This window comes from Noviherbaspirillum soli, from assembly GCF_015352955.1.
Lineage (GTDB): Bacteria > Pseudomonadota > Gammaproteobacteria > Burkholderiales > Burkholderiaceae_D > Noviherbaspirillum_A > Noviherbaspirillum_A soli.
On the sequence record NZ_JACYOX010000009.1, the window covers coordinates 1 to 25,455 of the forward strand.

At 66.2% G+C, this 25,455-nt stretch carries 19 protein-coding genes; 13 read left to right on the forward strand and 6 right to left on the reverse strand.

Annotation, left to right across the window (positions count from 1 at the left end):
• Positions 1-417 precede the first annotated feature (417 nt).
• Both IGW04_RS09200 and IGW04_RS09205 read right to left on the reverse strand, forming a co-directional pair.
• Entirely contained in the window at positions 418-1,815 is a 1,398-nt protein-coding gene (locus IGW04_RS09200; protein WP_194712779.1) for a sensor histidine kinase, read from the reverse strand.
• A 1-nt stretch (position 1,816) separates the two neighbouring features.
• Entirely contained in the window at positions 1,817-2,482 is a 666-nt protein-coding gene (locus IGW04_RS09205; RefSeq protein ID WP_194712780.1) for a response regulator transcription factor, read from the reverse strand.
• A 333-nt stretch (positions 2,483-2,815) separates the two neighbouring features.
• Here IGW04_RS09205 and IGW04_RS09210 point away from each other — a divergent pair, with 333 nt between their 5' ends.
• The 8 genes from IGW04_RS09210 to IGW04_RS09245 all read left to right on the forward strand — a co-directional run bounded on the left by IGW04_RS09210 (position 2,816) and on the right by IGW04_RS09245 (position 16,702).
• Positions 2,816-4,354 carry a glycosyltransferase family 39 protein gene (locus IGW04_RS09210; protein WP_228526964.1) on the forward strand — a complete coding sequence of 513 codons (1,539 nt, stop codon included), beginning with the start codon at positions 2,816-2,818 and terminating at the stop codon, positions 4,352-4,354.
• Positions 4,355-4,616: 262 nt separating this feature from the next.
• Positions 4,617-5,909, forward strand: a complete 1,293-nt coding sequence (locus IGW04_RS09215; protein ID WP_194712782.1) for a TolC family protein — start codon at positions 4,617-4,619, stop codon at positions 5,907-5,909.
• Complete coding sequence (locus IGW04_RS09220) at positions 5,906-7,078, forward strand: efflux RND transporter periplasmic adaptor subunit (RefSeq protein WP_194712783.1); 1,173 nt, start codon at positions 5,906-5,908, stop codon at positions 7,076-7,078. Before IGW04_RS09215 ends, IGW04_RS09220 begins: the two co-directional genes overlap by 4 nt.
• The gene (locus IGW04_RS09225; protein ID WP_194712784.1) at positions 7,068-10,151 is read left to right on the forward strand and encodes an efflux RND transporter permease subunit; all 3,084 of its coding nucleotides are present in this window, start codon (positions 7,068-7,070) and stop codon (positions 10,149-10,151) included. Before IGW04_RS09220 ends, IGW04_RS09225 begins: the two co-directional genes overlap by 11 nt.
• Positions 10,152-10,227: 76 nt before the next feature.
• Positions 10,228-11,265 (forward strand): VirK/YbjX family protein, encoded by a 1,038-nt coding sequence (locus IGW04_RS09230; protein ID WP_194712785.1) that lies wholly within the window; start codon positions 10,228-10,230, stop codon positions 11,263-11,265.
• A 204-nt stretch (positions 11,266-11,469) separates the two neighbouring features.
• Positions 11,470-15,441 carry a Pls/PosA family non-ribosomal peptide synthetase gene (locus IGW04_RS09235; RefSeq protein WP_228526965.1) on the forward strand — a complete coding sequence of 1,324 codons (3,972 nt, stop codon included), beginning with the start codon at positions 11,470-11,472 and terminating at the stop codon, positions 15,439-15,441.
• A 56-nt stretch (positions 15,442-15,497) separates the two neighbouring features.
• Complete coding sequence (locus IGW04_RS09240; protein ID WP_194712787.1) at positions 15,498-16,058, forward strand: 4'-phosphopantetheinyl transferase family protein; 561 nt, start codon at positions 15,498-15,500, stop codon at positions 16,056-16,058.
• Positions 16,059-16,261: 203 nt separating this feature from the next.
• Positions 16,262-16,702 (forward strand): hypothetical protein, encoded by a 441-nt coding sequence (locus IGW04_RS09245; protein ID WP_194712788.1) that lies wholly within the window; start codon positions 16,262-16,264, stop codon positions 16,700-16,702.
• A gap of 9 nt (positions 16,703-16,711) precedes the next feature.
• On the opposite strand, the gene IGW04_RS09250 is transcribed toward IGW04_RS09245, so the two are convergent.
• A complete protein-coding gene (locus IGW04_RS09250; RefSeq protein ID WP_194712789.1) occupies positions 16,712-17,584 on the reverse strand; it encodes an S-methyl-5'-thioadenosine phosphorylase in 873 nt (290 codons plus the stop codon).
• A gap of 23 nt (positions 17,585-17,607) precedes the next feature.
• Positions 17,608-18,594, reverse strand: a complete 987-nt coding sequence (locus IGW04_RS09255; protein ID WP_194712790.1) for a serine/threonine protein kinase — start codon at positions 18,592-18,594, stop codon at positions 17,608-17,610.
• A gap of 71 nt (positions 18,595-18,665) precedes the next feature.
• On the opposite strand from IGW04_RS09255, the gene IGW04_RS09260 reads away from it, so the two are divergent.
• The 3 genes from IGW04_RS09260 to IGW04_RS09270 all read left to right on the forward strand — a co-directional run bounded on the left by IGW04_RS09260 (position 18,666) and on the right by IGW04_RS09270 (position 21,255).
• Positions 18,666-19,388 carry a UPF0149 family protein gene (locus IGW04_RS09260; RefSeq protein WP_194712791.1) on the forward strand — a complete coding sequence of 241 codons (723 nt, stop codon included), beginning with the start codon at positions 18,666-18,668 and terminating at the stop codon, positions 19,386-19,388.
• Positions 19,389-19,514: 126 nt separating this feature from the next.
• Complete coding sequence (locus IGW04_RS09265; protein WP_194712792.1) at positions 19,515-21,008, forward strand: DUF4331 domain-containing protein; 1,494 nt, start codon at positions 19,515-19,517, stop codon at positions 21,006-21,008.
• Positions 21,009-21,018: 10 nt separating this feature from the next.
• The gene (locus IGW04_RS09270; protein ID WP_194712793.1) at positions 21,019-21,255 is read left to right on the forward strand and encodes a hypothetical protein; all 237 of its coding nucleotides are present in this window, start codon (positions 21,019-21,021) and stop codon (positions 21,253-21,255) included.
• 95 nt (positions 21,256-21,350) lie between these two features.
• Here the strand turns inward: IGW04_RS09270 and pcaF are convergent, their stop codons facing one another.
• Positions 21,351-22,556, reverse strand: coding sequence for a 3-oxoadipyl-CoA thiolase (gene pcaF / locus IGW04_RS09275; RefSeq protein WP_194712794.1), 1,206 nt, complete (start codon positions 22,554-22,556; stop codon positions 21,351-21,353).
• Positions 22,557-22,658: 102 nt separating this feature from the next.
• On the reverse strand, positions 22,659-23,246 hold the full coding sequence (gene orn, locus IGW04_RS09280; protein ID WP_194712795.1) for an oligoribonuclease: 588 nt from the start codon (positions 23,244-23,246) through the stop codon (positions 22,659-22,661).
• 46 nt (positions 23,247-23,292) lie between these two features.
• Between orn and IGW04_RS09285 the strand changes: the two genes are divergently transcribed.
• Positions 23,293-24,561: a M48 family metallopeptidase gene (locus IGW04_RS09285; protein WP_194712796.1), complete on the forward strand. Its 1,269-nt coding sequence runs from the start codon at positions 23,293-23,295 to the stop codon at positions 24,559-24,561.
• A complete protein-coding gene (gene rsgA, locus IGW04_RS09290) occupies positions 24,558-25,451 on the forward strand; it encodes a ribosome small subunit-dependent GTPase A (RefSeq protein ID WP_194712797.1) in 894 nt (297 codons plus the stop codon). The genes IGW04_RS09285 and rsgA overlap by 4 nt, the downstream gene beginning before the upstream one ends.
• Positions 25,452-25,455 lie beyond the last annotated feature (4 nt).

The window sequence follows — 25,455 nt, forward strand, 5'->3', positions numbered from 1 at the left end:
GCAACATGATTTGCTGTATGGCCCATTCCCGGACTGGCTCCGGATGTCGTTTCTTCATTGCTCACTCGCTATCGCCCTCCAGGTTGTTGGATATCAGTGGATGCGACAACTAGCCTGACATAGAGGGTGAAGCAAAAAAAGTGACCCGGCCGCCGGGACGGACTCCCGGCTTGTCCCCACGGCAGTGCAACCGCCTTGCGTCACCCGGCAAGACACGGGCAGCACCGGCGCTTTGGCTTTGGCTTTGGCTTTGGCTTCGGCTTCGGCTTTGGCTTTGGCTTTGGCTTCGGCTTTGGAAAAACAGGTAAATGCAGAGCCTTGGCTTGATCGACCAAAGGTGGAATGCCCCTTCGGGGTATTCCACCCTACGACAGACGCCGCACCTTATTCCCGCTTCGGGCAGCGCCGCCCCACCCATTACCCCACCGGATGCACATTCCCAACCTCCTGCTCCTCCTGCGCCAGCGCAAAGCTGACCGAGAACACGGTGCCACGACCGCCCCCGCCCGGCCACACCTTCAGTTCGGCATCATGGTCAGTGACAATGTCCCGCACGATGGCCAGTCCCAGGCCGCTGCCGGCGACGTCATTGTTGAGCCGATAAAAGCGGCTGAAGATCAGGTCAAGTTCATTCGCCGGTATGCCCGGCCCGTCGTCCTCCACCTGCAGCAGGCCGCGGCCGTCGGCCTCGTGGCAGCTTACCGTGACCCTGCCGCCCGGCTGGGTATAGCGGATGGCATTGTCGACCAGGTTGTCGATCAGGTCGCGCAGCAGGAAACGGTCGCCCGCGATGGTCAGTGGCGCCAGCTCGAAGCCGAGGTCGATCTGCTTCTTGTCGGCTTCCTCGACAAAATGCTGGATCGAGTCCTGCACCAGCTTGTCGAGCTGCACCGGGTACAGCCGGGTTTTCTGGAACTGGCTGGGCTCGGCCCGCGCCAGCGCCAGCAACTGGTTGGTCTGGCGGATCATGCGCTCGGTGGACGCCAGCATCATCGCCACCGATCGGGCGCTGTCGGGATCGCTGGCATGGCGCCGGTCCATCCACTCCAGCTGGGTCTTGAGCCCGGCCAGCGGCGTGCGCAGCTGGTGCGCGGCATTGGCCAGAAAATCCTGCTGGCTGCGGGCCGCCCGGCGCACCCTTTCCAGCAGGCCATTGAAGGCGGCGGCCACCGGCTTGAGTTCCAGCGCCATCGGGTCGTCGGGCAGGTTCGCCAGGTCGTCGTCGGCGCGGCCGTGCAGGTTGGACTGCATCGCCCGCAACGGCGCCAGGCCGCGCGTCACGGCAATCCAGACGATCGCAACAGACAGCAGCGTCAGCAGCAGTTCATGGACCAGCAGGCCGGCGAAGTTCGAGCCCGAGCGCACGCTGATGCGCTTCCACAAGGTTTCGGCAACGCAGATCGTCACGGGTTCGCTGCCGACCAGGGTGGACAAGGTGATCACGCGGATGGCCACGCCGCGCATGCGGCCGTCGCGCGCCTCGGGCTCGTTCATCGCCTTGGGCTCCGGCATTTCCGGAAAATCGGCATCGCCGGCGACGATCTCGCCCTTGTGGTTGCGCACCACGAAATACACGGCATCGACATGGTCCAGCCGCAGCACCTGCTCGGCTTGCCGCGACAGGTCGACCACGATGCCGCCATCGCGCTGCGTCACATAGGGCAGCAGCGCCCAGGCCACGTCGGCCAGGCTCTGGTCGAAGGCGATCTGGGTCGGACGCCAGGCCAGCAGGTAGGTGCCGGCCGCGCCGATCAGGTTAAGCAGGAGCAGCGGCAACAGCAGCCACTTGAGCAGGCTCAGCCGTATGCTGCGCATCCTAGCGCTCGGATTCCAGCATGTAGCCGAAGCCGCGTATCGTGCGCAGCGCCAGGCCGGCGTCGCCGAGCTTGATGCGGATGCGCGAGACATAGACTTCCACCGCGTTCAGCGTCAGTTCCTCGCCCCATGGCAGGATGGCATCGATGATCTGCTGCTTCGAGACGACCCGGCCGCTGTGCCGGATCAGGTATTCCAGGATGCCCCATTCGCGCACCGACAACTCGATCGGCCGGCCGCGCACCATGGCCCGGCGCGCGGCGGTGTCCAGCGTCAGTTCGCCCATCTTGACGCTGGTCTGGGCCGGGCTGGCCCGGCGCAGCAGCGCCCTGACCCTGGCCACCAGTTCCGGCGTGGCGAAGGGCTTGGCCAGATAGTCGTCGGCGCCCAGCTCCAGGCCGAATACCCGGTCTTCCACCGCATCGCGCGCGGTCAGGAGCAGCACCGGCGTGGTGCTGCCGCGGGCGCGCAGCCGGCGCACCACCTCGAAACCGTCGATGCCGGGCAGGCCGATATCGAGCACTACCACGGCAATGTCGCGCCGTTGAAGGGCCAGGTCGGCATCGCGGCCGTTGGACACGACATCCACCACCATGCCATGGTTGGTCAGGTTGCGGGCGATGCCATCGGACAGGACGGCATCGTCTTCGACTAAAAGCACATGCATTGCGTAGGGAGCGATAGGCAGGATTCAGGACGCCCATTGTAGGGGAAAAGCGCAACGGCCGGCCTGGGGCCTGCCTATGATCCGGACTGCTTCAGTTATTGATGCGCTATCGCTCCTACCATTTACCGATGGAAAATAATGTCTGAAAATACGGATTGCCGACAATCCTGCCCGGAGATGCGCTTGCTTCCTCCTGATTCTGCGAGGCTCGACAATGCATTCCCGGCCCGTTGGCTGGTATGGCTCGTTGCGCTCCTCTTCGTATTTGCCGGACTCGGCAGTCCCGGCATTTCCGATAACAACGAAGGCCTGTATGCCGAGATATCGCGCGAGATGCTGGTTTCGCATGACTGGCGGCATTGGGTCATCCCGCATCTGAACGGCCTGCCCTATCTGGAGAAGCCGCCGCTGCTTTACTGGCTTACTGCGCTGTCATTTTCCCTGTTTGGCTTGGCGGAATGGTCGGCCCGGCTCGTGCCGGCCATCTCCGCCCTGTCGTGCGTGGCCATGATGCTCCGGCTTGGCAATGCGATCCAGAGGCCGCGCGCCGGGCGGCTTGGCGCCTTCATGTTCATTACCGGCCTGGGCGTGTCCATCATGTCGCGCCTGCTCATGTTCGACATGCTGCTTGCCGCATGCCTGACCGGCGCATTGTTTTCCGGCTACCGCTATCTCACCGAGGGCAATCCTGCACAACTGCGGTGGTCGATGCTCTGGCTGGGACTGGGGATTCTGTCCAAAGGGCTGGTGGCATTGCTGCTTTACCTGCTGGTCGTCGGCGTCTTCCTGCTGAGCATTGCAGGGCTGGGCAGCGCCCTGTTCCGGGCAGCGGCCGGGATGCTGCGGCCGGACGCACTTGCGTTGCTGCTGGCGATCGTCCTGCCGTGGCATATTGCCGCTTCTCTTGCCGAGCCCCTGTTCCCCTGGCTTTATTTCGTCAATGAACATGTGCTGCGTTTCCTCGGCAAACGCGAGCCGCATGATTATTACAATGGGCCGTTCTGGTATTACCTGCCGCGCGTCATGCTCTACCTGTTCCCCTGGCCATTGTTCGTGCTGGGCCTGTTGGGTCGTCAGCAGCCCTTGCTGGCCGCAGGCACGGCGACGCTGCGCCGCTTTCTCTTTGTCGCATGGCTACTTCCCTTGCTGTTCTTTTCCCTGTCGCAGGCCAAGGCAAATTATTACCTCGTGGTCGTCATGCCGTTCGCAGCATTGCATCTGGCGATTGCGCTGGAAAACCGCGGCTTGCAGCGCCCTGCCGTGATCTCCTGGCCTGGATATGCAATCGCTGTTCTGGGGGCCGCGCTCTGCCTGGCCGGCTGGCTGCGACCGGCGCTCACGGACAAGCCGCTGCAAATCTCCGATGTCAGCCTGCACACGCTGCTGCTTGCCGTATTTGCCGCCATCGGGCTGCTTGGCTTCCTTTGTTCGCTCCTTGCGCGTCGCCTCACTGCCGGCATGGGCGCCTATCTGATGCTGCCGATGGTGCTTGGCGCCTTCACCTATTCGGTGGTGATGGCCATGCAGCCGCTGGAGACGGCAAAACCACTGGCGCAATGGCTGCAGCGCGAAGCGAGCGGGCACGAAGTCTATCTGTACCGGAACTTCGAGGACATATCGTCGCTGCCTTTTTATCTGGAACAGCCCTTGCACATCGTCGATTCCCGGAGCCGCGACCTGCTTTGGGGTAACCGGCTCAAGCCAAGCAGCCTGATGTGCAGCGACAATGAATTCAACGCCATCGTGCAGTCGCGGAAAAAGATTGCCATTATCGTGATGGATCGTCATCTGCAGGCGTTTCGCGCCCGTCCTTACGCGGCACGCTTGCAGGAACGCAAGCACATTGGACGCCTGACGGTTTTCATGGATTGACCCGGATTGACAGGCAAGCTGCGTTGCTGCGAGGTTCCGGCCAGCCAAACAGGGCAATGCGACCTGGCAACGTCAGCAACCTGCAAGAAACCCATCAGATGGAAAAGCGCTGCTGGCCGTCAGCGTTTTGTCAGCAATTCCTCAGTTGCCTGACAGGAAGCAACTCTAGGATGACTCCGCCGGCGAGGTCTTGCGCCTGTTTTCCAATGACCGTCCGGCCCCCGCGGGATGGGACGTTGTTTCACTGATCACGTAACAGTACATGAAGAAGTTTATTCTGCTGCTCGCCTGTGCATTGTCATTGCCGGGCGTCCACGCCGTCGCGGCCCAGGACACCGGCATGGCCCTGAGGCTGGAAGATGCGCAACGCATCGCCCTGGACAGCAACCACGACCTCAGGCTGGCGCTGACGGCATTGCGCAATGCGCAGGCCGGCGTGCGCTCGGCCGACGTCGGCCCCAATCCGCTGCTGACCCTGCAAACCATCAACATCAATCCATCCCAGGGCGTGGGCGGCGGGTCGCTGCGCAACAAGGCGGTCGACACCACGGTGCGCATCGACCAGCAGATCGAACGCGGCGGCAAGCGCGCGCTGCGGGTTGAAAACGCGCAATTGCTGGAGCAGGCCGCGCGCAACGACCTCGGCGACGTGCGGCGCCAGATGCGGCTGGCGGTGGCGCAGGCCTATTACGACCTGCTGGAAGCGCAGGAGCGGCGCGACATCGTGCGCGAGACCGCGAGCCTGTACGACCGGACCCGGGAAGCGGCCGTGCAGCGCCGCAAGGCCGGCGACATCGCCGGCGCCGACGTGGCCCGCGTCGAAGTCGATGCGCTGCGCGCCGCCAACGATGTGAACCAGGTCGAAGCCGAGGTGCGGCGGGCGCAGCAGACGCTGTCGCTGGCGCTGGGCGGCCTGGCCGGCACCACCGACCTGCGCGCCACCGACGCCTGGCCGGTGGCGGACCCCGACCTCGCCTACGAGGCAATGGCCGACGCGGCCATCGGCAACCGCGCCGACATCCGCGCCGCCGAAGCCCGGGTCCGTGCCGCCGATGCCGCGCTGCGTCTGGCCCTGTCGCTGCGCACCCGCGACGTGACGGTCGGCGTACAGGCCGAACACTGGCCGCAGAACGGCGCCAACAACCAGGGCAGCGGCAATAGCGTCGGCATCTCGATCCAGATTCCGCTGTTCCTGCAGAACCAGTTCACAGGCGAGATCCGCAGCGCCCAGGCGGCGGCCGACAATGCCTCGGTCGCGCTGGAAAAGGTCCGGGCCGCGGCCCGCGGCGAACTCATCGTCAGCGCCAGCGACGCGCGCCAGGCCGCCATCCGCCTGCGCCGCTACGACACCGAACTCCTTGCAGCGTCCGCCAAGTCGGCGGATGCTGCTGAATACGCATTCCGCAATGGCGCGGCCGGCGTGATGGATGTGCTCGATGCGCGCCGCACCCGCCGCGCCACGCTGCTCGAAGCGGCCGCCGCCCGCGCAGATCACGCAAAAGCACTGGCCGCCTGGGAAGCCGCCAAATCCAATGCCTCCGGAGACCAGCCATGAATTCCAAGAAACGCATCCAGACCGTCCTGACCGTCGCCGTGGCGGCCGCGCTGGCGCTGGGCGCCATCAGCCTCACCCGCCATCTGCAGGCAGCCAACCAGCCGGTCGTCGCCGAGCCGGAGCAGGTCGCCAGCCCCGTCAACCAGAACGGCGTGCTGCAGTATCCCGCCAATGCGCCGCAACTGTCGACGCTGCGCACCGAAACCGCCGCTGCCCTGCCGCTGCCGGTGTCGGAGCCGCTCAACGGCCGCCTGGCGCTGGATGAAAACCGCACTGCCCGCATCTCCAGCCCGATCGCGGGCCGGGTGCTGGCGGTGCGCGCCGAGGTGGGCGACCGCGTCGCGCGCGACGCCGTGCTGCTCCAGGCCGATGCGCCGGAACTGGCTGCCGCCGACGCCGACAACCAGAAGGCCGTGGCCGACGAGCGCCGCAAGAAACTGGCCTACGATCGCGCCCGCACCCTGCTGTCGCATGAAGTGGTGCCGCAGAAGGAAGTCGAGGCCGCCGAGGCGGATTACCGCCAGGCAGTGGCCGAGAGCCGGCGCAGCGCCTTGCGCCTGAAGAACCTGCATGCATCCGGCGCCGACAACGGCAGGTTCAACCTGCGTTCGCCGCTGGCGGGCGTGGTGGTGGAGCGCCAGGTCACGCCTGGCATGGAGCTGCGGCCCGACCAGGCCGCGCCGCTGTTCGTGGTCAGCGATCCGGCCCGCCTGTGGCTGCTGGTGGATGTGCCCGAGCGCAACCTCGGCCGGGTGCAGTCCGGCCAGAAGGTCGGCATCGAGACGGAGGCCTATCCGGGCGTGCAGTTCGCCGGCACTGTCGAGAAGGTCGGCTTCGGCCTGGACCCGGCCACCCGCCGGGTCCAGGTGCGCTGCACCGTTGACAATGCCGATGGCCGCCTGCGGCCGGAAATGTTTGCCCGCGTCTCCTTCCTGGCCGACAACAACCGGCGCGCGATTGCGCTGCCCAACGGCGGCCTGGTGACCGAGGGCATCCATACCTATGCCTTCGTCGAAAAGGCGCCCGGCGCCTTCGAGAAGCGCCAGGTCACCCTTGCGCTGCGCGGCCGCGATGTCAGCTTTGTTGAAAGCGGCCTGTCGGCCGGTGAAAAAGTGGTGGTGGAAGGCGCGCTGCTGCTGAATGCGGAAATGGCGTCCCATGCTCGATAAGCTGATTCGTTTCGTCCTCAACCAGCGGGTGTTCGTGCTGGTCCTGACCGCCGCCCTGGCGGTATTTGGCTACCGCTCCCTGACCAACCTGCCGATCGAGGCATTCCCGGACGTGCAGGACGTGCAGGTGCAGATCGTTACCCAGTATCCCGGCCAGGCGCCGGAAGAAATCGAGCGCACCGTCACGCTGCCGATCGAGCGCGAGATGAGCGGCGTGCCGCGCCAGACCCAGCTGCGCTCGGTCACCATCAGCGGCCTGTCCATCGTCACCCTGACCTTCGAGGATGGCACCAATGACTATTTCGCCCGCCAGCAGGTGCTGGAAAAACTGCAGGGCGTGAACCTGCCGCCCGGCATCCAGCCCACGCTGGCGCCGCTGACCACTGCCGTCGGCGAGGTGTACCGCTATATCGTCGAGGCGCCGTCCTCGATGCCGGAATCCGAAGTGCGGGCGCTGCAGGACTGGGTGATCCGCCCGGCGCTGCGCAGCGTGTCCGGCGTGGCCGACGTGGTCAGCTTCGGCGGCGCGGTGCGGGAATACCAGGTGCGCATCGACCCGCAGGCATTGAAGCGCTACGGCATCACGATGGACCAGGTCAGCCAGGCGCTGACCAACAACAGCGCCAACGTCGGCGGCGGCTATGTCAAGCGCGGCGACGAAGGCCTGATCGTGCGCGGCATCGGCCTGTTTTCCAGCCTGGACGACATCGGCCGCGTGATCGTCAGCGCCAAGGCCGGCAAGACCGTGCTGGTGTCCGACCTGGCCGAAGTGGCGATCGGCATCCGGCCCAAGTCCGGCATCGTCGCCTTCAACCGCAGCGACAGCGTGGTCCAGGGCGTGGTGCAGATGGTCCGCGGCGGCAATGCCGCCAAGGTCGTGGAAGACATCAAGGCCCGCATCGAGCAGGTGCATACCAGGCTGCCCAAGGGCGTCAAGCTGCACCCGATCTACGACCGCACCAAGCTGATCGACCACACGGTGCACACGGTGGCCGAGAACCTGCTGGTGGGCGCGGCGCTGGTGATCGCGATCCTGGTGATCTTCCTGCGCGACTGGCGCGCCGCGCTGGTGGTGGCGGCGGTGATCCCGCTGTCGCTGCTGTTCGCCTTCATCATGCTGGACCTGAAAGGCGTGCCGGCCAACCTGATCTCGCTCGGCGCGGTCGACTTCGGCATCATCATCGACAGCGCGGTGGTGCTGGTCGAGGCGCTGATGGTCAGGCTGGCGGCGCACCAGTTCGACCCGACCCATGCCGACGCCGACTACCTCTGGCGCAAGGACGTGCTGCGCGGCACCCTGGTCGAGCTGGGCCATCCCATCCTGTTCGCCAAGGCCATCATCATCGTCGCCTTCATTCCGATCTTCACGTTCCAGCGGGTCGAGGGCAAGATCTTCACGCCGGTGGCGCTGACGCTGAGCTTCGCCATGCTGGGCGCGATCCTGCTGACCATGACGCTGGTGCCGACCCTGCTGGCGCTGCTGATGAAGCGCCACACCATGGCCGAGCGCCATAGCCCGTGGATGCATGCGCTGCAGGAACGCTATCGCCGCTTCCTGCACAAGGCCCATGCGCGCCGCTTCATGGTCTTCGGCGTCTCCGCCGCCGCGCTGGCCGTCACGCTGGCGCTGGCGCCGCGCCTGGGCAGCGAGTTCCTGCCCAAGCTCGACGAAGGCAACATCTGGCTCACCATCACGCTGGCGCCGTCGAGCTCGCTGGAGCAGACCAAGCGCATCGAGGGCCAGGTGCGTGCCATCCTGCTGACCTATCCGGAAGTGGGCAACATCATCACCCAGGTCGGCCGGCCGGACGACGGCACCGATCCCAAGGGACCCAACAACCTCGAAGTGCTGGCCGACCTCAAGCCGCGCGACGCCTGGCGCTTTGGAACCAAGGAAAGCATGATCGCCGACATGTCGGCCCGCATCCGGCGCCTGCCGGGCGTGCCGACCAATTTCTCGCAGGTGATCCAGGACAACGTCGAGGAATCGCTGTCCGGCGTCAAGGGCGAGATCGCGGTCAAGATCTTCGGGCCCGACCTGGAAGTGCTGACCCAGAAGAGCGAGCAGGTGGCTTCCATCCTGAACGGCATCCGGGGCTCGGCCGACGTCGCCGCCATCCGCATCGGCGGCCAGAGCGAGCTCGACATCGTGATCGACCGCGACCGCATCGCCCGCCTGGGCATGAACGTATCCGACGTCAACGCCGCGATCCAGACCGCGCTGGCCGGCAACGCGGTCAACCAGTTCTACGAGGGCGACCGCCGCTTCGACATCACGGTGCGCCTGCGCGCCGAGGCGCGCGAGTCGGTCGACGACATCGCGGCGATTCCGGTGCCGCTGCCGGGCGGCGGCACGATCAACCTGGGCGAAGTGGCCAAGGTGCAGACGCGCCAGGGCGCGGCGCGCATCAGCCGCGAGGCGGGCGGCCGCAATGCCTCGATCAAGGCCAACCTGATCGGACGCGACCAGGGCAGCTTCGTCGCCGAGGCGCAGCGCAAGGTCAGGGAACAGGTGGTGCTGCCTGCCGGCTACACCATGACCTGGGGCGGCCAGTTCGAAAACCAGCAGCGCGCGGTGCGCCGGCTGACGGTGATCGTGCCGGTGACGGCGCTCTTGATCTTCTCGCTGCTGTTCTGGGCCTTCCGCTCGGTGGGCAAGGCCAGCCTGGTGCTGTCCATCGTGCCGTTCGCGCTGATCGGCGGCATTGCCGGCCTGGCTGCAGCCGGCCTGCACTTCTCGGTGTCGGCGGCGGTCGGCTTCATCGCCGTGGCTGGCATCTCGGTGCAGAACGGCGTGATCATGGTCGAGCAGATCATGGAGCTGGCGGGCAATGGCGCGGCTTCGCTGGAAAGCGCGGTCGAAGGCGCGGTGGCGCGCCTGCGTCCGATCCTGATGACGGCGCTGATGGCCGGCCTGGGACTGCTGCCGGCAGCGCTGTCCCATGGCGTCGGTTCGGAAACGCAGCGGCCGTTCGCGGTGGTGATCGTCGGCGGCATCGTGTCGGCCACCTTCTTCACCCTGCTGCTGCTGCCGCTGGCCTACGGCTATTTCGCGCGCACGCCGCAGGAATAAGCCGTCGGAATAAGCCGCTGGAGCATTCACAGTCCCGGCAACACTAATAAAAATATCAAACCATGAGAGACGAGACATGTACGCCCTTCTTGACACGATGCTGCTGTGGACCGTGCGCGCGCTGGCGGGCGGCGCGGCCGCGCAGCGGATAGGCACTGCCGCGGAATGGCTCTACCCCGCGGCTGACCCCAGCACCGCGCGCCACCGGCGCAGCAAGATGCTGCTGCGTTCGCTCATCCATCTTGGCCCAACCATGCAGATGCTGGATTGCCTCTGGAGCAGCAAGCCACTGCTGGCATTGCTGCGGCAGCATCCCTACCTTGCCGAGAAAATCCATCGTCCCTATAGCTACAGGAGCCTCGACGCCACCGGCCGTGCCGGCCTATTGATATCGCATTACCAGTTCCTGCTGCGCCAGTCCGGCGCCCGGCTGCTGCTCGCGGCCATGCAGGCCGATGCCGTCCTGGCCGAATTCGCCGGCAAGAGCGGCGCCAGTTACCGGCTGCTACTGTGCTCGGCGCGCGACCTGCCCAAGGAGGGCGAGTTGATGCTGCGCCTGGAGTGCGATGGCTTCATCCTGCTCAAGACCGCGTTTTCCTGCGGCGACAGGAATGGCGTGCCCGGCCTGATCATCGGCTGCTGGCAAGGCAACAATTGCCCGACCAGCCGCGACAGGATGCGGGATGCCACCCGCGACCTGTGGGGCCTGCGCCCGCGCGACCTGCTCTTCGCCGGCATGCAGGCCATGGCCGCAGCATGTGATCTGCCGGGCATGGCCGGCGTCGGCGACACGCAGCACATCTACCGCCATTGGCGCAAGCGCCGCTGCATCGTGCAGTCCTATGACGCGGTCTGGACCGACACGGGCGGCATCGAGGCGCCGGACGGCCTGTTCAGCCTGCCGCTTTCGCATCAGCGTCGGCCACTCAATGCCTATCCCTCGAACAAGCGCGGCGCGGCAGCACGCCGCCACGCGCTGGAAGACCAGGTGAAGGCGCAACTGCTGGCCTCTTTCGCAGCATCGCAACTGGACAAACAGCCATCCAGGCAAAGCCCTCCGGTCGGAAACCATGACGCCATCGCCCGCCGTGGCTGGAAGACAGTGACGCATTAGAGGCTGTTATTGACCTGGCAATGCCAGTCAGGCAAGCACAAAATATTTTCGTGACGGAGGTCAACCGCCGCCTCTTTCGTCCGCTAATGAAAGATCCTTCTGACGGAAGAAATAATGCCCCTGGATCTGCCCTCCGATATCGAATCTGCAAGCCTGGAATTCTCCTTCGATGCGTTACAAAACCAGCAGCGGCCTTCCCTGCTGATGGGGCCGCATCGGCCGGACTTCATTCGCGACGAAATCCTCGCCGACCTGCTGGAAGCCACTGCCCGGCAAATGCCGGACAAGACTGCGCTGGTCGACGGCACGCAGTCGCTGACCTATGCCGAACTCGATGACGCCGCCAGCCTGGCCGCATCGCGCCTGATCGAGGCCGGCGTCGGCCCTGGCCAGATCGTGGGCCTGTGGCTGCCGCGCGGCGTGAACCTGCTGGTGATGCAGGCGGCCATCGCCAAGACCGGCGCTGCCTGGCTGCCGTTCGATGCCGACACGCCGGTGGCCCGCATCCAAACTTGCCTGGAAGACGCGCAGTCGCCCGGCCTGGTCAGCTGCAGCGACGCGGCCGGCCAGCTGGCAGCGTTGCCATTGCCCGCATGGCTGGCCGAGGATCTGCTGCGGCCGGCAACGGCGCCGCTGCGCCGGCGCGGCCAGGTGCTTCCCACCGATCCGGCCTATGTGATCTATACCTCCGGCTCCACCGGCAAGCCCAAGGGCATCGAGATCAGCCAGGGCGCGATCTGCCATTTCCTGCGCAGCGAAAACAGCGTGCTCGGCGTGCGCGGGAGCGACCGCGTCTACCAGGGCTTTTCCGTGGCCTTCGACATGTCGTTCGAGGAAATCTGGATCAGCTACCTGGTCGGCGCCACGCTGTGGATCGCGCCGCGCACGGTGGCAACCGATCCCGAGGCGCTGCCGCGCGCGCTGGCCGCCAACGACGTCACCGTGCTGCATGCGGTGCCCACCCTGCTGGCCCTGTTCGAGCAGGACGTGCCGGGCCTGCGCATCATCAACCTGGGCGGCGAAATGTGCCCGCAGGCCCTGGTGGCGCGCTGGGCGCGGGATGGCCGGCAGGTCTTCAACAGCTACGGCCCGACCGAAGCGACGGTCTCGGCCAGCATGACGGTGCTGCGCCCGGACGAGCCGGTCACCATCGGTGCGCCCCTGCCCAACTATGGCCTCCTGGTGCTGGAGGCGGGCAGCGGCGACGCGCTCCGGCTGGCGCCGCGCGGCGAGGCCGGCGAACTCTGCATCACCGGCCCCGGCGTGGCCCGCGGCTATCTCGGCCGCGCCGGACTCACCGCCGAAAAATTCATCGCCAATCCCTGGGCCGGCAGCGCCGCCCACGCCCGCATGTACCGCACCGGCGACCTGGCGCGCATCGACGAGAATGGCCAGGTGCAATGCCTGGGCCGCACCGATGACCAGGTGAAGATCCGCGGCTTCCGGGTGGAACTGGGCGAAATCGAGGCCGTGCTGATGCGTGAGCCTGGCATCGGCACCGCCGCGGTGGTGCTGCGCAGCCAGGAAGGCATCGAGCAGCTGGTGGCCTTCCATGTCGCCGAGAGCGGCCAGGCGACCGACCATGCCGCGCTGCGCGCCGCCCTGGCCGCCAGCCTGCCGCCCTACATGGTGCCGGGCCATTTCGAGGCGCTGGCGCAGATGCCGCGCCTGATTTCCGGCAAGATCGACCGCAACGCGCTGCGCGCCCTGCCGCTCGCGATTGCCGCGCCCACCGGCGGCGACCTGCCCGGCACGCCGGCAGAGGCTGCGCTGTTCGACGCTCTGCGCGTGCTGTTTCCCGGCCAGACGATACGGCGCGACGCCGATTTCTTTTCCGACCTGGGCGGCCATTCCCTGTTCGCGGCGCGCCTGGCTTCGGCGCTGCGCGCCATGCCGGGCTACGCGCATGTCACCGTGCGCGACATCTACCAGCATCGCAGCGTGTCAGGCATTGCCGCGGCCATCGCCGCCAGCCAGCCGCACGCCGCGGCCGCGCCAGCCATGCAGCAGCCGGCGCCGCGCATCGCGGCCTGGCGCCGCTGGCGCTGCGGCGCGGCGCAGGCCATTGCCGCGCCGTCGCTGATGACGCTGCGCATGGCGCAATGGCTGGCGCCCTTCTTCACCTACCACTTCTACACCGGCGATCCGGGCGACTCGATCGCGCTGGCGGTGGCGGCCTCGGCCGGCGTCTTCCTGCTGACGACCCTGCTGGCCTTCGCCATCTCCGCGGCCGGCGTGCGCCTGGTGGCAGGCAATCTGAAGCCCGGCAGTTACCCGCTCTGGGGCCTGACCTACTTCCGCTGGTGGCTGGGCGACCGCCTGGCCGAAGCGGCGCCCACCTATCTGCTGGCCGGCTCCTCGCTCTACGTCCACTGGCTGCGCTCGCTCGGCGCACGGGTCGGCCACGACGCGCTGATCGGCTCGATCACGCTGCGCGTGCCATCGCTGCTGGCCATCGGCGACGGCGCCAGCATAGGCAATGCGGTCAACCTGGAAAACGCCCATGTGCAGGGCGGCCGGCTGCACCTCGGGCGCATCGACATCGGCGCGGGCGCCTTCGTCGGTTCCTATGCGGTGCTGGAAGGCGATACCGGGCTCGGGGCCGACGGCCACCTCGACGGCCAGTCCGCGCTGACGGCCGGCATGCGGGTGCCCGCCGGCCGCTGCTGGACCGGCTCCCCGGCGCGCGACGCCGGCGCCTTCGACCGCGCGTCGCAAGCGCCGCGGCCCGCCGTGTCGCAGCGCCGCCTGGCCCTGGAAACCGCGTTCTTCGGCGGCGGCGCGCTGCTGGTCGCGCTGCTGTTCTTCCTGCCGGTGTTCCCCGCCTTCATGCTGATCGACTGGCTGGGCGAGCCCGGCCGCTTTGGCTGGCTGCAGTCGGAAAACGTGCCGACCCAGCTGGCGCGCTACTTCCTGCTGGCGCTGCCGGCCTCGGCGCTGCTGATCGTCTGCACCGTGCTGCTGTCGGTCGGCATCCGCTGGACCGTGCTGCCGCGCCTGAAGCCGGGTTCCTGGCCGGTGCACAGCATCGTCTATTGCCGCAAGTGGCTGGTGAACCAGATCCAGGAAGCCAGCCTGCACGTGCTGCATGGCGTCTATGCCACCGTGTATTCAGGACTGTGGTACCGCCTGCTCGGCGCCAGGGTGGGGCGCGATGCGGAGATCTCGTCCGCATTGGGCGTGGTGCCCGACATGCTGACCCTGGGCGACGAGACTTTCATCGCCGATGCGGTGATGCTGGGCGACGAGCATATCGACGGCGGCTGGATGACCATGCAGCCCACCGTCATTTCGCGCCGCAGCTTCGTCGGCAATGGCGCCTATGTGCCGGACGGCACGGTGCTGCCGGAAAACACGCTGATCGGCGTGCACAGCCGCGCGCCGGCTAACAGCCAGATGCAGCCGGGCGACACCTGGCTGGGCACGCCGCCGATCAATCTGCCGGCACGCGAAGGCACCACCGGCTTTCCGGAGTCGCTGACCTTCCGGCCGTCCCGGCTGCGCCGCCTGTGCCGCGGCAGCGTCGAGGCATTCCGCATCGCCGCGCCGCACGCGATCATGACCGCAGTGGGCTACGTCGTCGTGCTCGACCTGATGCCCGCGGCGGAAGCCGGCCGCTGGGGCGACGTGACGCGCGGCCTGGCGCTGGCCGGCCTGTCCTATGGCATCGGCACCCTGCTCTTCGTCGCCGCGCTGAAGTGGCTGTTCATGGGCCGCTACCGTGCCCGCACCGTGCCGATGTGGACGCCGTTCGTCTGGCTGTCCGAGGCGGTGACCAGCATGTATGAAGGCATTACGGTGCCCAACTTCCTGCGCTACCTGCGCGGCACACCCTGGCTGCCGCTGGCGCTGCGCCTCCTGGGCAGCCGGATCGGCGCCGGCGTCTACATGGATACCACCGACATCACCGAATTCGACTGCGTGACGATAGGCGCGCACAGCGAGATCAATGCGCTGGCCTGTCCGCAAACCCACCTCTTCGAAGACCGGGTGATGAAGATCGACCATGTGCAGATCGGCGCGGGCGTCTGCATGGGTCCGCGCAGCGCGGTGCTGTATGGCGCCCGGATCGGGGATGGCGCGCGGTTGAATGCGCTGACCCTGGTGATGAAGGGTGAAGTCATCCCCGCCGGCAGCGCCTGGCGCGGCTGTCCGGCGGCGCCGGTCCAGGCATGAGAGGCGACGGCGCATCCGGCGCCGCGTTGGCGCCGCACTGGTGGGCTGGCCCGGGCATGCCTCTGCCAGCGCACGACGGCAGCCCTTACCTCATTGCGGTGCCGACGCCGCACACCCGCCTGCGCGGCCAGGCGCGTGAACTGGTGCGCACAGCCTTGCGCGAAGCGCTGGGAAACCTGCTGGGCTGCGCGCCTGAGGCGGTGCCGCTGGATACCAGGCCGGGCCAGGCGCCGGCGCTGACGCCATCGGCCCCGCCGATTCATCTCTCCATCAGCCACCAAGCTGGACTGTCGCTGGCAGCCATCCACGCTGGCGGCCCGGTCGGCATCGACCTGATGGCCCTTGCCGACGCCGCCCTGCCCGACCTGGAAACCGTGGCGCGGGACTACCTGGGCCCGCGCACGGCGGCGGCTCTCCAGGCGATGGATGATGCGCGGCGGCAAGCTGCATTCGCCCGCGCATGGACTGCGCATGAAGCCTGCCTGAAATGCCTGGGCCTGGCGCTGCAGGAATGGTCGCCTGCCCTGGCCGGGCGTATCGGCCGCTGCCGCCTCGTCGAACTGAACCTGCCGGCGCAATACATCGGCGCCGCGGCGCTGCTTTACGAAAGCGCCTGACCACACTTCCGCCGCATCGCGCCGGGCCCAGGCCACCCTGAGCCGATTTCTCCAGTCAGCCTTTCGATGAACCTTTGATGGGTCGCATGCCACGCATCAGGGATGCGGTTCACGACGGCGATCCTTCCAGGCAGGCAAACCTCATGGATCGCCAGAAACCGGCCCTGTGCTTCAACCACATCCATGCGTGAGGAGAAATGAACATGACTATCAAGACCAGGCTGATCGAACTACTGCGACTGGCACGGCATGATGCGACGCTGGCGGACAAGCTCGGCAAGGCCACGACTGTGGAGAACAAGATTGACGTACTGCAGGAGTCTTCAGCGCAAAATGCCATCCCGCTGGATTGCACCGACCTCGCTGCCGGCGGCAAGGCGCCGATCGACGACAGCATGCTCGTCCTTTCGGACGAAGACATCCATGGCATCGTCGGCGGTTCGATCGAATTGGCAAACGCAAGCGACATGACGTCTGCGCTTTATGAGCAAGAGGCGCGTACACAAGCGATTGACCGCATGCGAAGCCAGGGTCGCAGCGAAGAACTTATCAGCTCGATCATCAATGCCCCCGACATTCCACTCAAGGGAATGGTGCTCACCTCCAACAACATCGATGCCAGCCTGATCAACAAGCGCCGTTGATTTCCTGATTCACCGATATCTGCGCAGCAGAGGCAGCAGCTTCTCCCTGGTCGCCTCCGGCATCGCGGCCGGCGGCGTCACCAGCGCCTGCTTCAGCGCATCATGCGCCTTCGATGCCGGCGCATCGGCCGCCAGCCGGCGCACGCAGGCGCGCAGCACATTCTGTGCGTTGGCGGCGTTATGCATCAGGTTGGCGATCGCGATCTCGGCCGTCACCGCATCGTGTCCTTCATGCCAGCAGTCGTAGTCCGTCACCAGCGCCAGCGTGGCATAGGCAATCTCGGCTTCGCGCGCCAGCCGCGCCTCGGGCATGTTGGTCATGCCGATCACCGAGGCATCCCACGAGCGGTACAGCCGCGACTCGGCCAGCGTCGAGAACTGCGGCCCCTCGATGCAGACATAGGTGCCGCCGCGATGCAAGCCCGCCGCGGGCAGCGCGCAGTCCGCATGGGCCTGTGCCAGCACCTCCGACAGCGCGGCGCATACCGGATGGGCCATGCTGACATGGGCCACCGCGCCATCGCCGAAGAAGGTGCCGGCGCGGTGCCGCGTCAGGTCGATGAACTGGTCCGGCAGCACCATGTGGCGCGGCGCCAGCGCTTCCTTCAGCGAGCCGACCGCCGATACCGAGATCAGGTAATCCACGCCCAGCGACTTCATCGCCCAGATATTGGCCCGGTACGGCAGATCGCCCGGCAGCGTCGAGTGGCCGCGGCCGTGGCGCGCGAGGAACGCGACCGGCACGCCGTCGAGCAGGCCGGTGACGATGGCATCGGACGGCTTGCCGAACGGCGTCTCCATGACGATTTCACGCGTTTCGGACAGGCCCTCCATCTTGTACAGCCCGCTGCCGCCGATGATGCCAAAACGTATCGCTTCCATAGTGCTCCGTGTCAAGGTTGCAGTCATGCCGGCCATAGTGGCGGCTCGGCCATCAGCGCCACCTGCTCCCGCAGTTCAAGAATACGGTCCTGCCAGTAGCGCTGGGTATTAAACCAGGGAAAGGCCGCCGGGAAGGCCGGGTCGTCCCAGCGCCTTGCCAGCCAGCCCGAATAGTGAATCAGACGCAGCGTGCGCAGCGCCTCGATCAGATGCAGTTCGCGCGGGTCGAATTCGCAGAAGTCCTCATAGCCGGCCAGCAGGTCCGACAATTGCCGCACCATGTCGGCCCGTTCGCCGGAGAGCAGCATCCACAGGTCCTGCACCGCCGGGCCGTTGCGGCTGTCGTCGAAGTCGACGAAGTGCGGACCATCCGGCGTCCACAGCACATTGCCGACATGGCAGTCGCCATGCAGCCGCAGCAGGCGCACCTCGCCTGCCCGTTCATAGCAGCCGCGCACGCCGTCCAGCGCCTGGTCGACCACGCTGCGCCAGGCCGACAGCAGTTCGGGCGGGATGAAGTCGTGGGCCAGCAGGAAGTCGCGCGGCTCGATGCCAAAGGTGTCGAGGTCCAGCGCCGGCCGCGTTCCGTAAGGTTCAAGCATGCCAACGGCGTGGATGCGGCCCAAGAAGCGTCCCATCCATTCCAGCGTGTCGCGGTCATCGAGTTCCGGCGCGCGGCCGCCGTGGCGCGGAAACACCGCGAACGCAAAGCCGCCATGGTGATGCAGCGTGGCGCCGCCAATGCGCGACGCCGGCACCACCGGAATTTCCCGAGCGGCCAGTTCATCGACGAAGGCATGCTCTTCCAGGATCTGCGCATCGCTCCAGCGATGCGGCCGGTAGAACTTGGCCACCACCGGCGGACCGTCCTCCATGCCGATCTGGTAGACCCGGTTTTCATAGCTGTTCAGGGCCAGCAGGCGGCCATCGCTGTACAAGCCCAGCGTATCGAGCGCATCGAGCACGAGGTCGGGCGACAGCGTGGCGTAGGAGGTGGCGGAGGGAGTCATCCGCGCATTCTACGTCGGTAACGCGCGAACGGTTAAACTAGGCGCCCCGCTTCTCTCTCATTTCAAACGCCATGCATCTGGATGAACCGCTTTCCGACAAGGAATTCAACGAACTCGACACCTTCCTGCTCTCGGACCGCTGCGGCGACGACTGCATGACCATGGATGCGCTGCACGGCTACCTGACCGCGCTCGCCATCGGCCCGCAGGAAGTGCCGTTTGCCGAATGGCTGCCGCGGATCTGGGGCGCCACGCCCGAGGATGCGCCCGACTTCAAGAACGACAAGGAAGCGCAGCGCATCACCACGCTGATCGCGCGCTTCATGAACGAAGTGGCGATGACCTTCGAGGTGGCGCCCAAGGAATTCGAGCCGCTGTTCTGCGAGCACCAGTGGAATGGCCGCACGGTGCTGGATGGCGAAGCCTGGGCCTGGGGCTTCTGGGAAGGCATGCAGCTGCGCGCCGATGCCTGGCAGCCGATCCATGAATCGCCGCTGGCGCCGCTGCTGCGGCCGATCTACCTGCTGGGCGCGGAGGAGATCGAGGAGGAGGAACTGGCGCTGGTCGACGATCCGGGCAAATGCCACAAGCTCACCATCGAGATCGAGGCGGCGATACCGCATATCCACAAATTCTGGGCGCCGCTGCGCAAGTCGGCTGTGACCACGGTCAGGCACGAGACCGCCGCGCCGGGCCGCAATGACATCTGTTCCTGCGGCAGCGGCAAGAAATACAAGAAGTGCTGCGGCGCTGCTTCCGCGCCGGACAAGGCCGACCAGCCCGACAAGGATTGATTGAAAACAAACGCCGGGCAGGTCGCGAAAAATAGTTGAATCCGTTTGGCGTGCTCCTGCATACAAGTCATCACAGCGTTCCGTTGTGCCGAACCCGTTCGGCTCCATCCAACCGAGGAGATGACCATGCGACTTGCCCTGCCCTTGCTGAAAACCACCTTATTGGCCACTGCCGTGGCCGGCGCGTTTGCGCTGCCCGCCGTCGCGTCCAGCCACCGCGAAGGCCCTTACATTACCGGCGCGCCCAAGGTGGACGGCACCGACTTCTACATGTTTCGCAGCTACGAGAGCGGGCGGCAGGATTACGTGACGCTGCTGGCGAACTACATTCCGTTCCAGGATCCGCAGGGCGGCCCGAACTTCAACCAGTTCGACCCCAACGCGCTGTATGAAATCCACATCGACAACAATGGCGACGCGAAGGAAGACATCACCTTCCAGTTCCGCTTCAAGAGCACCTCCAAGCGCACCGCGCTGCCGGTCGGCGACAAGCAGGTGCTGATACCGCTGATCAATTCCGGCCCGGTCGACGGCATCAACCCGGCCAGCCTGAACGTGCGGGAAACCTACACGGTGGACATGGTGCGCGGCGACCGTCGCAGCGGCCAGCGCACCAGCCTGACCAACCTGTCCGCCGGCGGCATGGAATTCGACAAGCCGGTCGACAACATCGGCGAGAAGTCCTTCCCGGGCGGCTATGCAGCCTATGCCAACCAGCACATCTACAACGTCACCATCCCCGGCTGCGGCAATGGCCGGGTGTTCGTCGGCCAGCGCAAGGAGCCGTTCTATATCGCGGTCGGCAAGATCTTCGACCTGGTCAACCTGAACCCGCTCGGACCGGAAGTCGGCGGCAACCGGAACGACCTCGAACAGAAGAACGTCAGCACCATCGCAATGGAAGTGCCGGCAGCCTGCCTGGCCGCCGCCGGCGATCCCGTGATTGGCGGCTACACCACCGCCAGCGTGCGCCAGGGCCGGCTCGCCAATCCGACGCCGGCCTCCGGCCTGGCCAATGCCAGCAAGGAAGGCGGCGCCTGGACCCAGGTATCGCGCCTGGGCATGCCGCTGGTCAATGAAGTCGTGATTGGCCTGGAAGACAAGGACCGCTTCAATGCCTCCAAGCCGCAGAACGACGCGCAGTTCGCCAACTACGTGACCAACCCGACGCTGCCCACGCTGATCCAGTCCCTGTTCCCATCGGCCAAGGCGCCTACCAACTTCCCGCGCACCGACCTGGTGACCGTCTTCCTCAAGGGCATCAAGGGCGTGAACCAGCCGGCCAACGTGACCGCCTCGGAAATGCTGCGCCTGAACACCTCGATCGCCGCCACGCCGGCAGCCTCTCAAAGCCCGCTGGGCGTGGCGGCAGGCGACAATGCCGGCTTCCCGAACGGCCGCCGCCCGGCCGACGACGTGACCGATTTGTCGTTGCGGGTGGCCATGGGCGCGCTGTGCGTCCTGACCGGCGCGAATGATGCGCTCCAGGTAGGCTGCAAGCCTGCGGATGCCCCCGCTGGCGGCCTGGCGCTGACCGATGGCGTGCGCAAGACCGCGGCCGACTACCAGGCCACCTTCCCTTACCTGACGACGCCGCTGTCGGGCTCGTCCAACAACTAAGGAGCAGGCGATGATGAACAAGCGATCCTATGCCGCGCTGGCGCTGCTGCTGGCGCTGGCCGCCTGCGGCGGCTCCGGCAACGACCATGGCAATGACAACGGCCAGGCCGCCAATCCCGGCCCGACCGATGCCTTCCTTGCCAAGGTGCAGGCGCTGATAGGCACCAGCCCGGACAACACCGAGCCGGAGTCGATCGACGCCGTTGCCGTTACCACGCCGGAAACGACCGAGCCGGCGCCGCTGTAGCCGGCGGCGGTCCACAGCCGGCCCCGGCAAAAAAATGGCGCACTGCCTTATGCAGTGCGCCATTGCATGTCCGCCCGTTTATCCGGGCAATCGAATTACACCCGCTCCAGCACGATCGCAATGCCCTGCCCCACGCCGATGCACATCGTGCACAACGCGAACCGGCCCCTGGTGCGATGCAGTTGCCGCGCCGCCGTCATCACCAGCCGCGCGCCCGACGCGCCCAGCGGATGGCCCAGCGCGATGGCGCCGCCATTCTGGTTCACCCGCGGATCGTCGTCCTGCAGTCCCCAGTCGCGCAGCACCGCCAGCGCCTGTGCGGCAAAGGCTTCGTTGAGTTCGATCACATCCATCTGGTCCATCGTCAGGCCCACCTGCACCAGCACCCGGCGCGCCGCTGGCGCCGGCCCCATGCCCATCACCCGCGGCGGCACGCCGGCGGTGGCCATGCCGAGCACGCGGGCGCGCGGCATCAGGGTGTACTTGTAGGCAGCCTTCTCGCAGGCCAGCAGCAGCGCGCAGGCGCCGTCGTTGACGCCCGACGCATTGCCTGCAGTGACGGTTCCTTCCGGCCCCAGGAGCGGCGGCAGCGCTGCCAGCGCTTCCAGCGTGGTGGCGCGCGGATGCTCGTCTTCCGTCGCGATCAGCGGGTCGCTCTTTTTCTGCGCCAGCGTCACCGGCGTGATTTCCTCGCTGAAGAAGCCTTCGCGCCGCGCGCGCACCACTTTCTGCTGGGAAGCCAGCGCAAAGCGGTCCTGCGCCTCGCGCTCGATGTTGAATTCGCGGGCGACGTTTTCCGCCGTCTGCGGCATCGATTCGGTGCCGTATTCCGCCTGCAGCAGGCGGTTGACGAAGCGCCAGCCGAGCGTGGTGTCATGGATCTCGGCATGCCGGGAAAAGGCCGACTCGCCCTTGGGGATCACGAACGGCGCGCGGCTCATGGCCTCGACGCCGCCGGCAATCATCATCGTGGCTTCGCCGGCCCGAATCGCGCGCGCGGCGGCGCCCACCGCATCCATGCCCGAGCCGCACAGCCGGTTGATGGTGGCGCCGGGCACGCCGACCGGCAGGCCGGCCAGCAGCGCGGCCATGCGGGCGACATTGCGGTTATCCTCGCCGGCCTGGTTGGCGCATCCCAGCAGCACATCGTTGAGCTGCTCCCAGTCGACGCCGGGGTTGCGCACCATCAGCGCCGCCAGCGGAATGGCGGCCAGGTCGTCGGCGCGCAGCGTGGAAAGAATGCCGCCGTAGCGGCCGAAAGGCGTGCGGATCGCATCGCAGATGAAGGCAGGGGTAATCATGGCGCTCCAAAAAAATAGTGACTGTCGATAAGTTCCTATTCCCGGGCATGACGCATGTGCTGCTTCGGATGGACTGGTGGGCGGGCCGCGGCCCGCCGGGGCTCATGCCTTGATGAAATGCTCGCGGTAGTAACGCAGTTCCTCGATGGACTCGATGATGTCGGCCAGCGCCGTGTGCTTCTGGTGCTTCTTGAAGCCGGCAATCAGTTCGGGCTTCCAGCGCCGGCAAAGTTCCTTCAATGTCGACACATCGAGATTGCGATAGTGAAAGAAGTTTTCCAGCCTGGGCATGCCGCGCGCCATGAAGCGGCGGTCCTGGCAGATGGTGTTGCCGCACATCGGCGATTTGCCGGCCGGCACGAAGTGCTTCAGGAAATCGATCAGCGCGGTCTCGGCATCGCCTTCGCTGACGGTGGAAGCCTTGACGCGGTCGATCAGGCCGGAGCGGCCATGCGTGCCCTTGTTCCAGGCATCCATGCCGTCGAGGATTTCGTCGCTCTGGTGGATGGCAAACACCGGGCCTTCGGCCAGGATGTTGAGAAGGGGATCGGTGACGACAACGGCGACTTCGATGATGCGGTCGGTGTCGGGATTGAGTCCGGTCATTTCCATATCGACCCAGACCAGGTTGAATTCATTGGGCCGTGCCGGAACGGCGGCCCGCCCGTCGACTTGGGTGGCTTGTGACATAATTTGTTTTTCCTCCGGTTTGTCCGCATTTTCTCACAGGCATAGCATGTCCACACACGGCTTTTCCATTTTGTTCATTGCGTTTCTGCTGGCCACGCTGGTAGTGCGCTGCTGGCTGCTGTGGCGCCATGTCCGCCATGTGCAAGGCCATCGCGGCGCGGTGCCGCCGCAGTTTGCCGAAAAGATACCGCTGGCCGCGCATCAGAAAGCAGCCGACTATACGGTGGCGCGCAGCCGCTTCGGCCTGATCACCCTGTTCGTCAACACCGCGGTGCTGCTTGGCTTCACGCTGCTGGGCGGGCTGCAATGGCTGTCGGTGGCCATCCTCAACCTCACCGGCCCCGGCATGACTTACCAGATCGCGCTGCTGGCCGCCTTCGCCGCCATCTCCGGCATCATCGACCTGCCCTTCGAGTACTACCGCAAGTTCGTGCTGGAAGCGAAGTTCGGCTTCAACCGCATGACGCCGGCGCTGTTCTTCTCGGATATGCTCAAGAGCGCGGCGCTGGGCGTGCTGATCGGCCTGCCGCTGGTCTGGGTGATCCTGATGCTGATGGACAAGGCGGGCGACCTGTGGTGGCTGTATGCCTGGTTCGTCTGGAGCGGCTTCCAGCTGCTGATGCTGGTGCTCTACCCGACCGTGATCGCGCCGATGTTCAACAAGTTCACGCCGCTGTCCGACGACAGCCTGCGCTCGCGCATCGAAAACCTGATGCAGCGCGTCGGCTTCGCTTCCAAGGGCCTGTTCGTGATGGATGGCAGCAAGCGCAGCGCCCACGGCAATGCCTATTTCTCCGGCTTCGGCGCGGCCAAGCGCATCGTGTTCTTCGACACCCTGCTGGCGCGCCTGGCGCCGCAGGAGATCGAGGCGGTGCTGGCGCACGAGCTGGGCCATTTCAAGTTGAAGCACATCGTCAAGCGCATCGTCGTGATGTTTGCGCTGTCGCTGGCGCTGCTGGCCCTCTTGGGTTACCTGAAGACGCAGGTATGGTTCTATTCCGGCCTGGGCGTGGACCCGATCCCCGGCGTGCCCAACGATGCGATGGCGCTGCTCCTGTTCATGCTGGCGCTGCCGGTATTTACCTTCCTGTTCTCGCCGCTGACCTCGATCAGCTCGCGCAAGCATGAATTCGAGGCCGACGCCTTCGCCGCCAGGCACAGCAATGCGCAGGACCTGGTGTCGGCGCTGGTCAAGCTGTACGAGGACAATGCTTCCACGCTCACGCCCGACCCGCTGCATTCGGCGTTCTACGATTCCCATCCGCCGGCCACCGTGCGCATCAACCGGCTGCTGGCCAACGCAAGGACCGCATGAGCGCCGCCAGCGGAGTGATCATCGCGGCGCATGGCCGCCATTACGTGGCGCAAGCGGGTTCGCAGCGGCTGCATTGCGTTACCCGCGGCAAGAAAAGCGATGTGGCCGTGGGCGACACCGTCACGCTGAAAATGACCTCGTCGGACCAGGCGGTGATCGAAGGCATAGAGGAGCGCCGCACCCTGCTCTACCGCTCCGACCAGTACAAGTCCAAGCTGCTTGCGGCCAACGTGACGCGGCTGCTGATCGTGGTGGCGACCGAGCCGGCGTTTTCCGACGACCTGATCTCGCGCGCGCTGGTGGCTGCCGAGTCGGCGGGAGTCCAGGCCCACATCATCCTGAACAAGATCGACGTCACCGCCTCGCTGGAAAAGACCCGCGGGCGCCTGGCGCTGTATGCCGGCCTGGGCTACCCGGTGCATGAGGTCTCGGCCCGCACCGCGCCGGAGGAGGCAGTGGCGAAGCTCATGCCTGTCCTGCAGGGGCAGTCAAGCATCTTCATCGGCCAGTCCGGCATGGGCAAGTCCTCGCTGATCAACCTGCTGGTGCCGGACGCCGACATCGCGGTGCGCGAGATCTCCGCCGCGCTCGACACCGGCAAGCACACCACCACCTTCACCCGGCTGTATGCGATCGACGACGCCACCTCGGTGATCGATTCCCCCGGCTTCCAGGAATTCGGCCTGCACCAGCTGACCGAAGGCATGCTGGAGCGCGCCTTCCCGGAATTCGCGCCCTGCCTGGGCCATTGCCGGTTCTATAACTGCCATCACATCAGCGAGCCCGACTGCGCAGTGCTGGCCGGCGTAAAGGAAGGCCGTATCGCGCCGATGCGGCATGCGCTCTATGCGCAGCTGCGGCACGAGTCAATGCAGACAATCGGTTACTGACCTG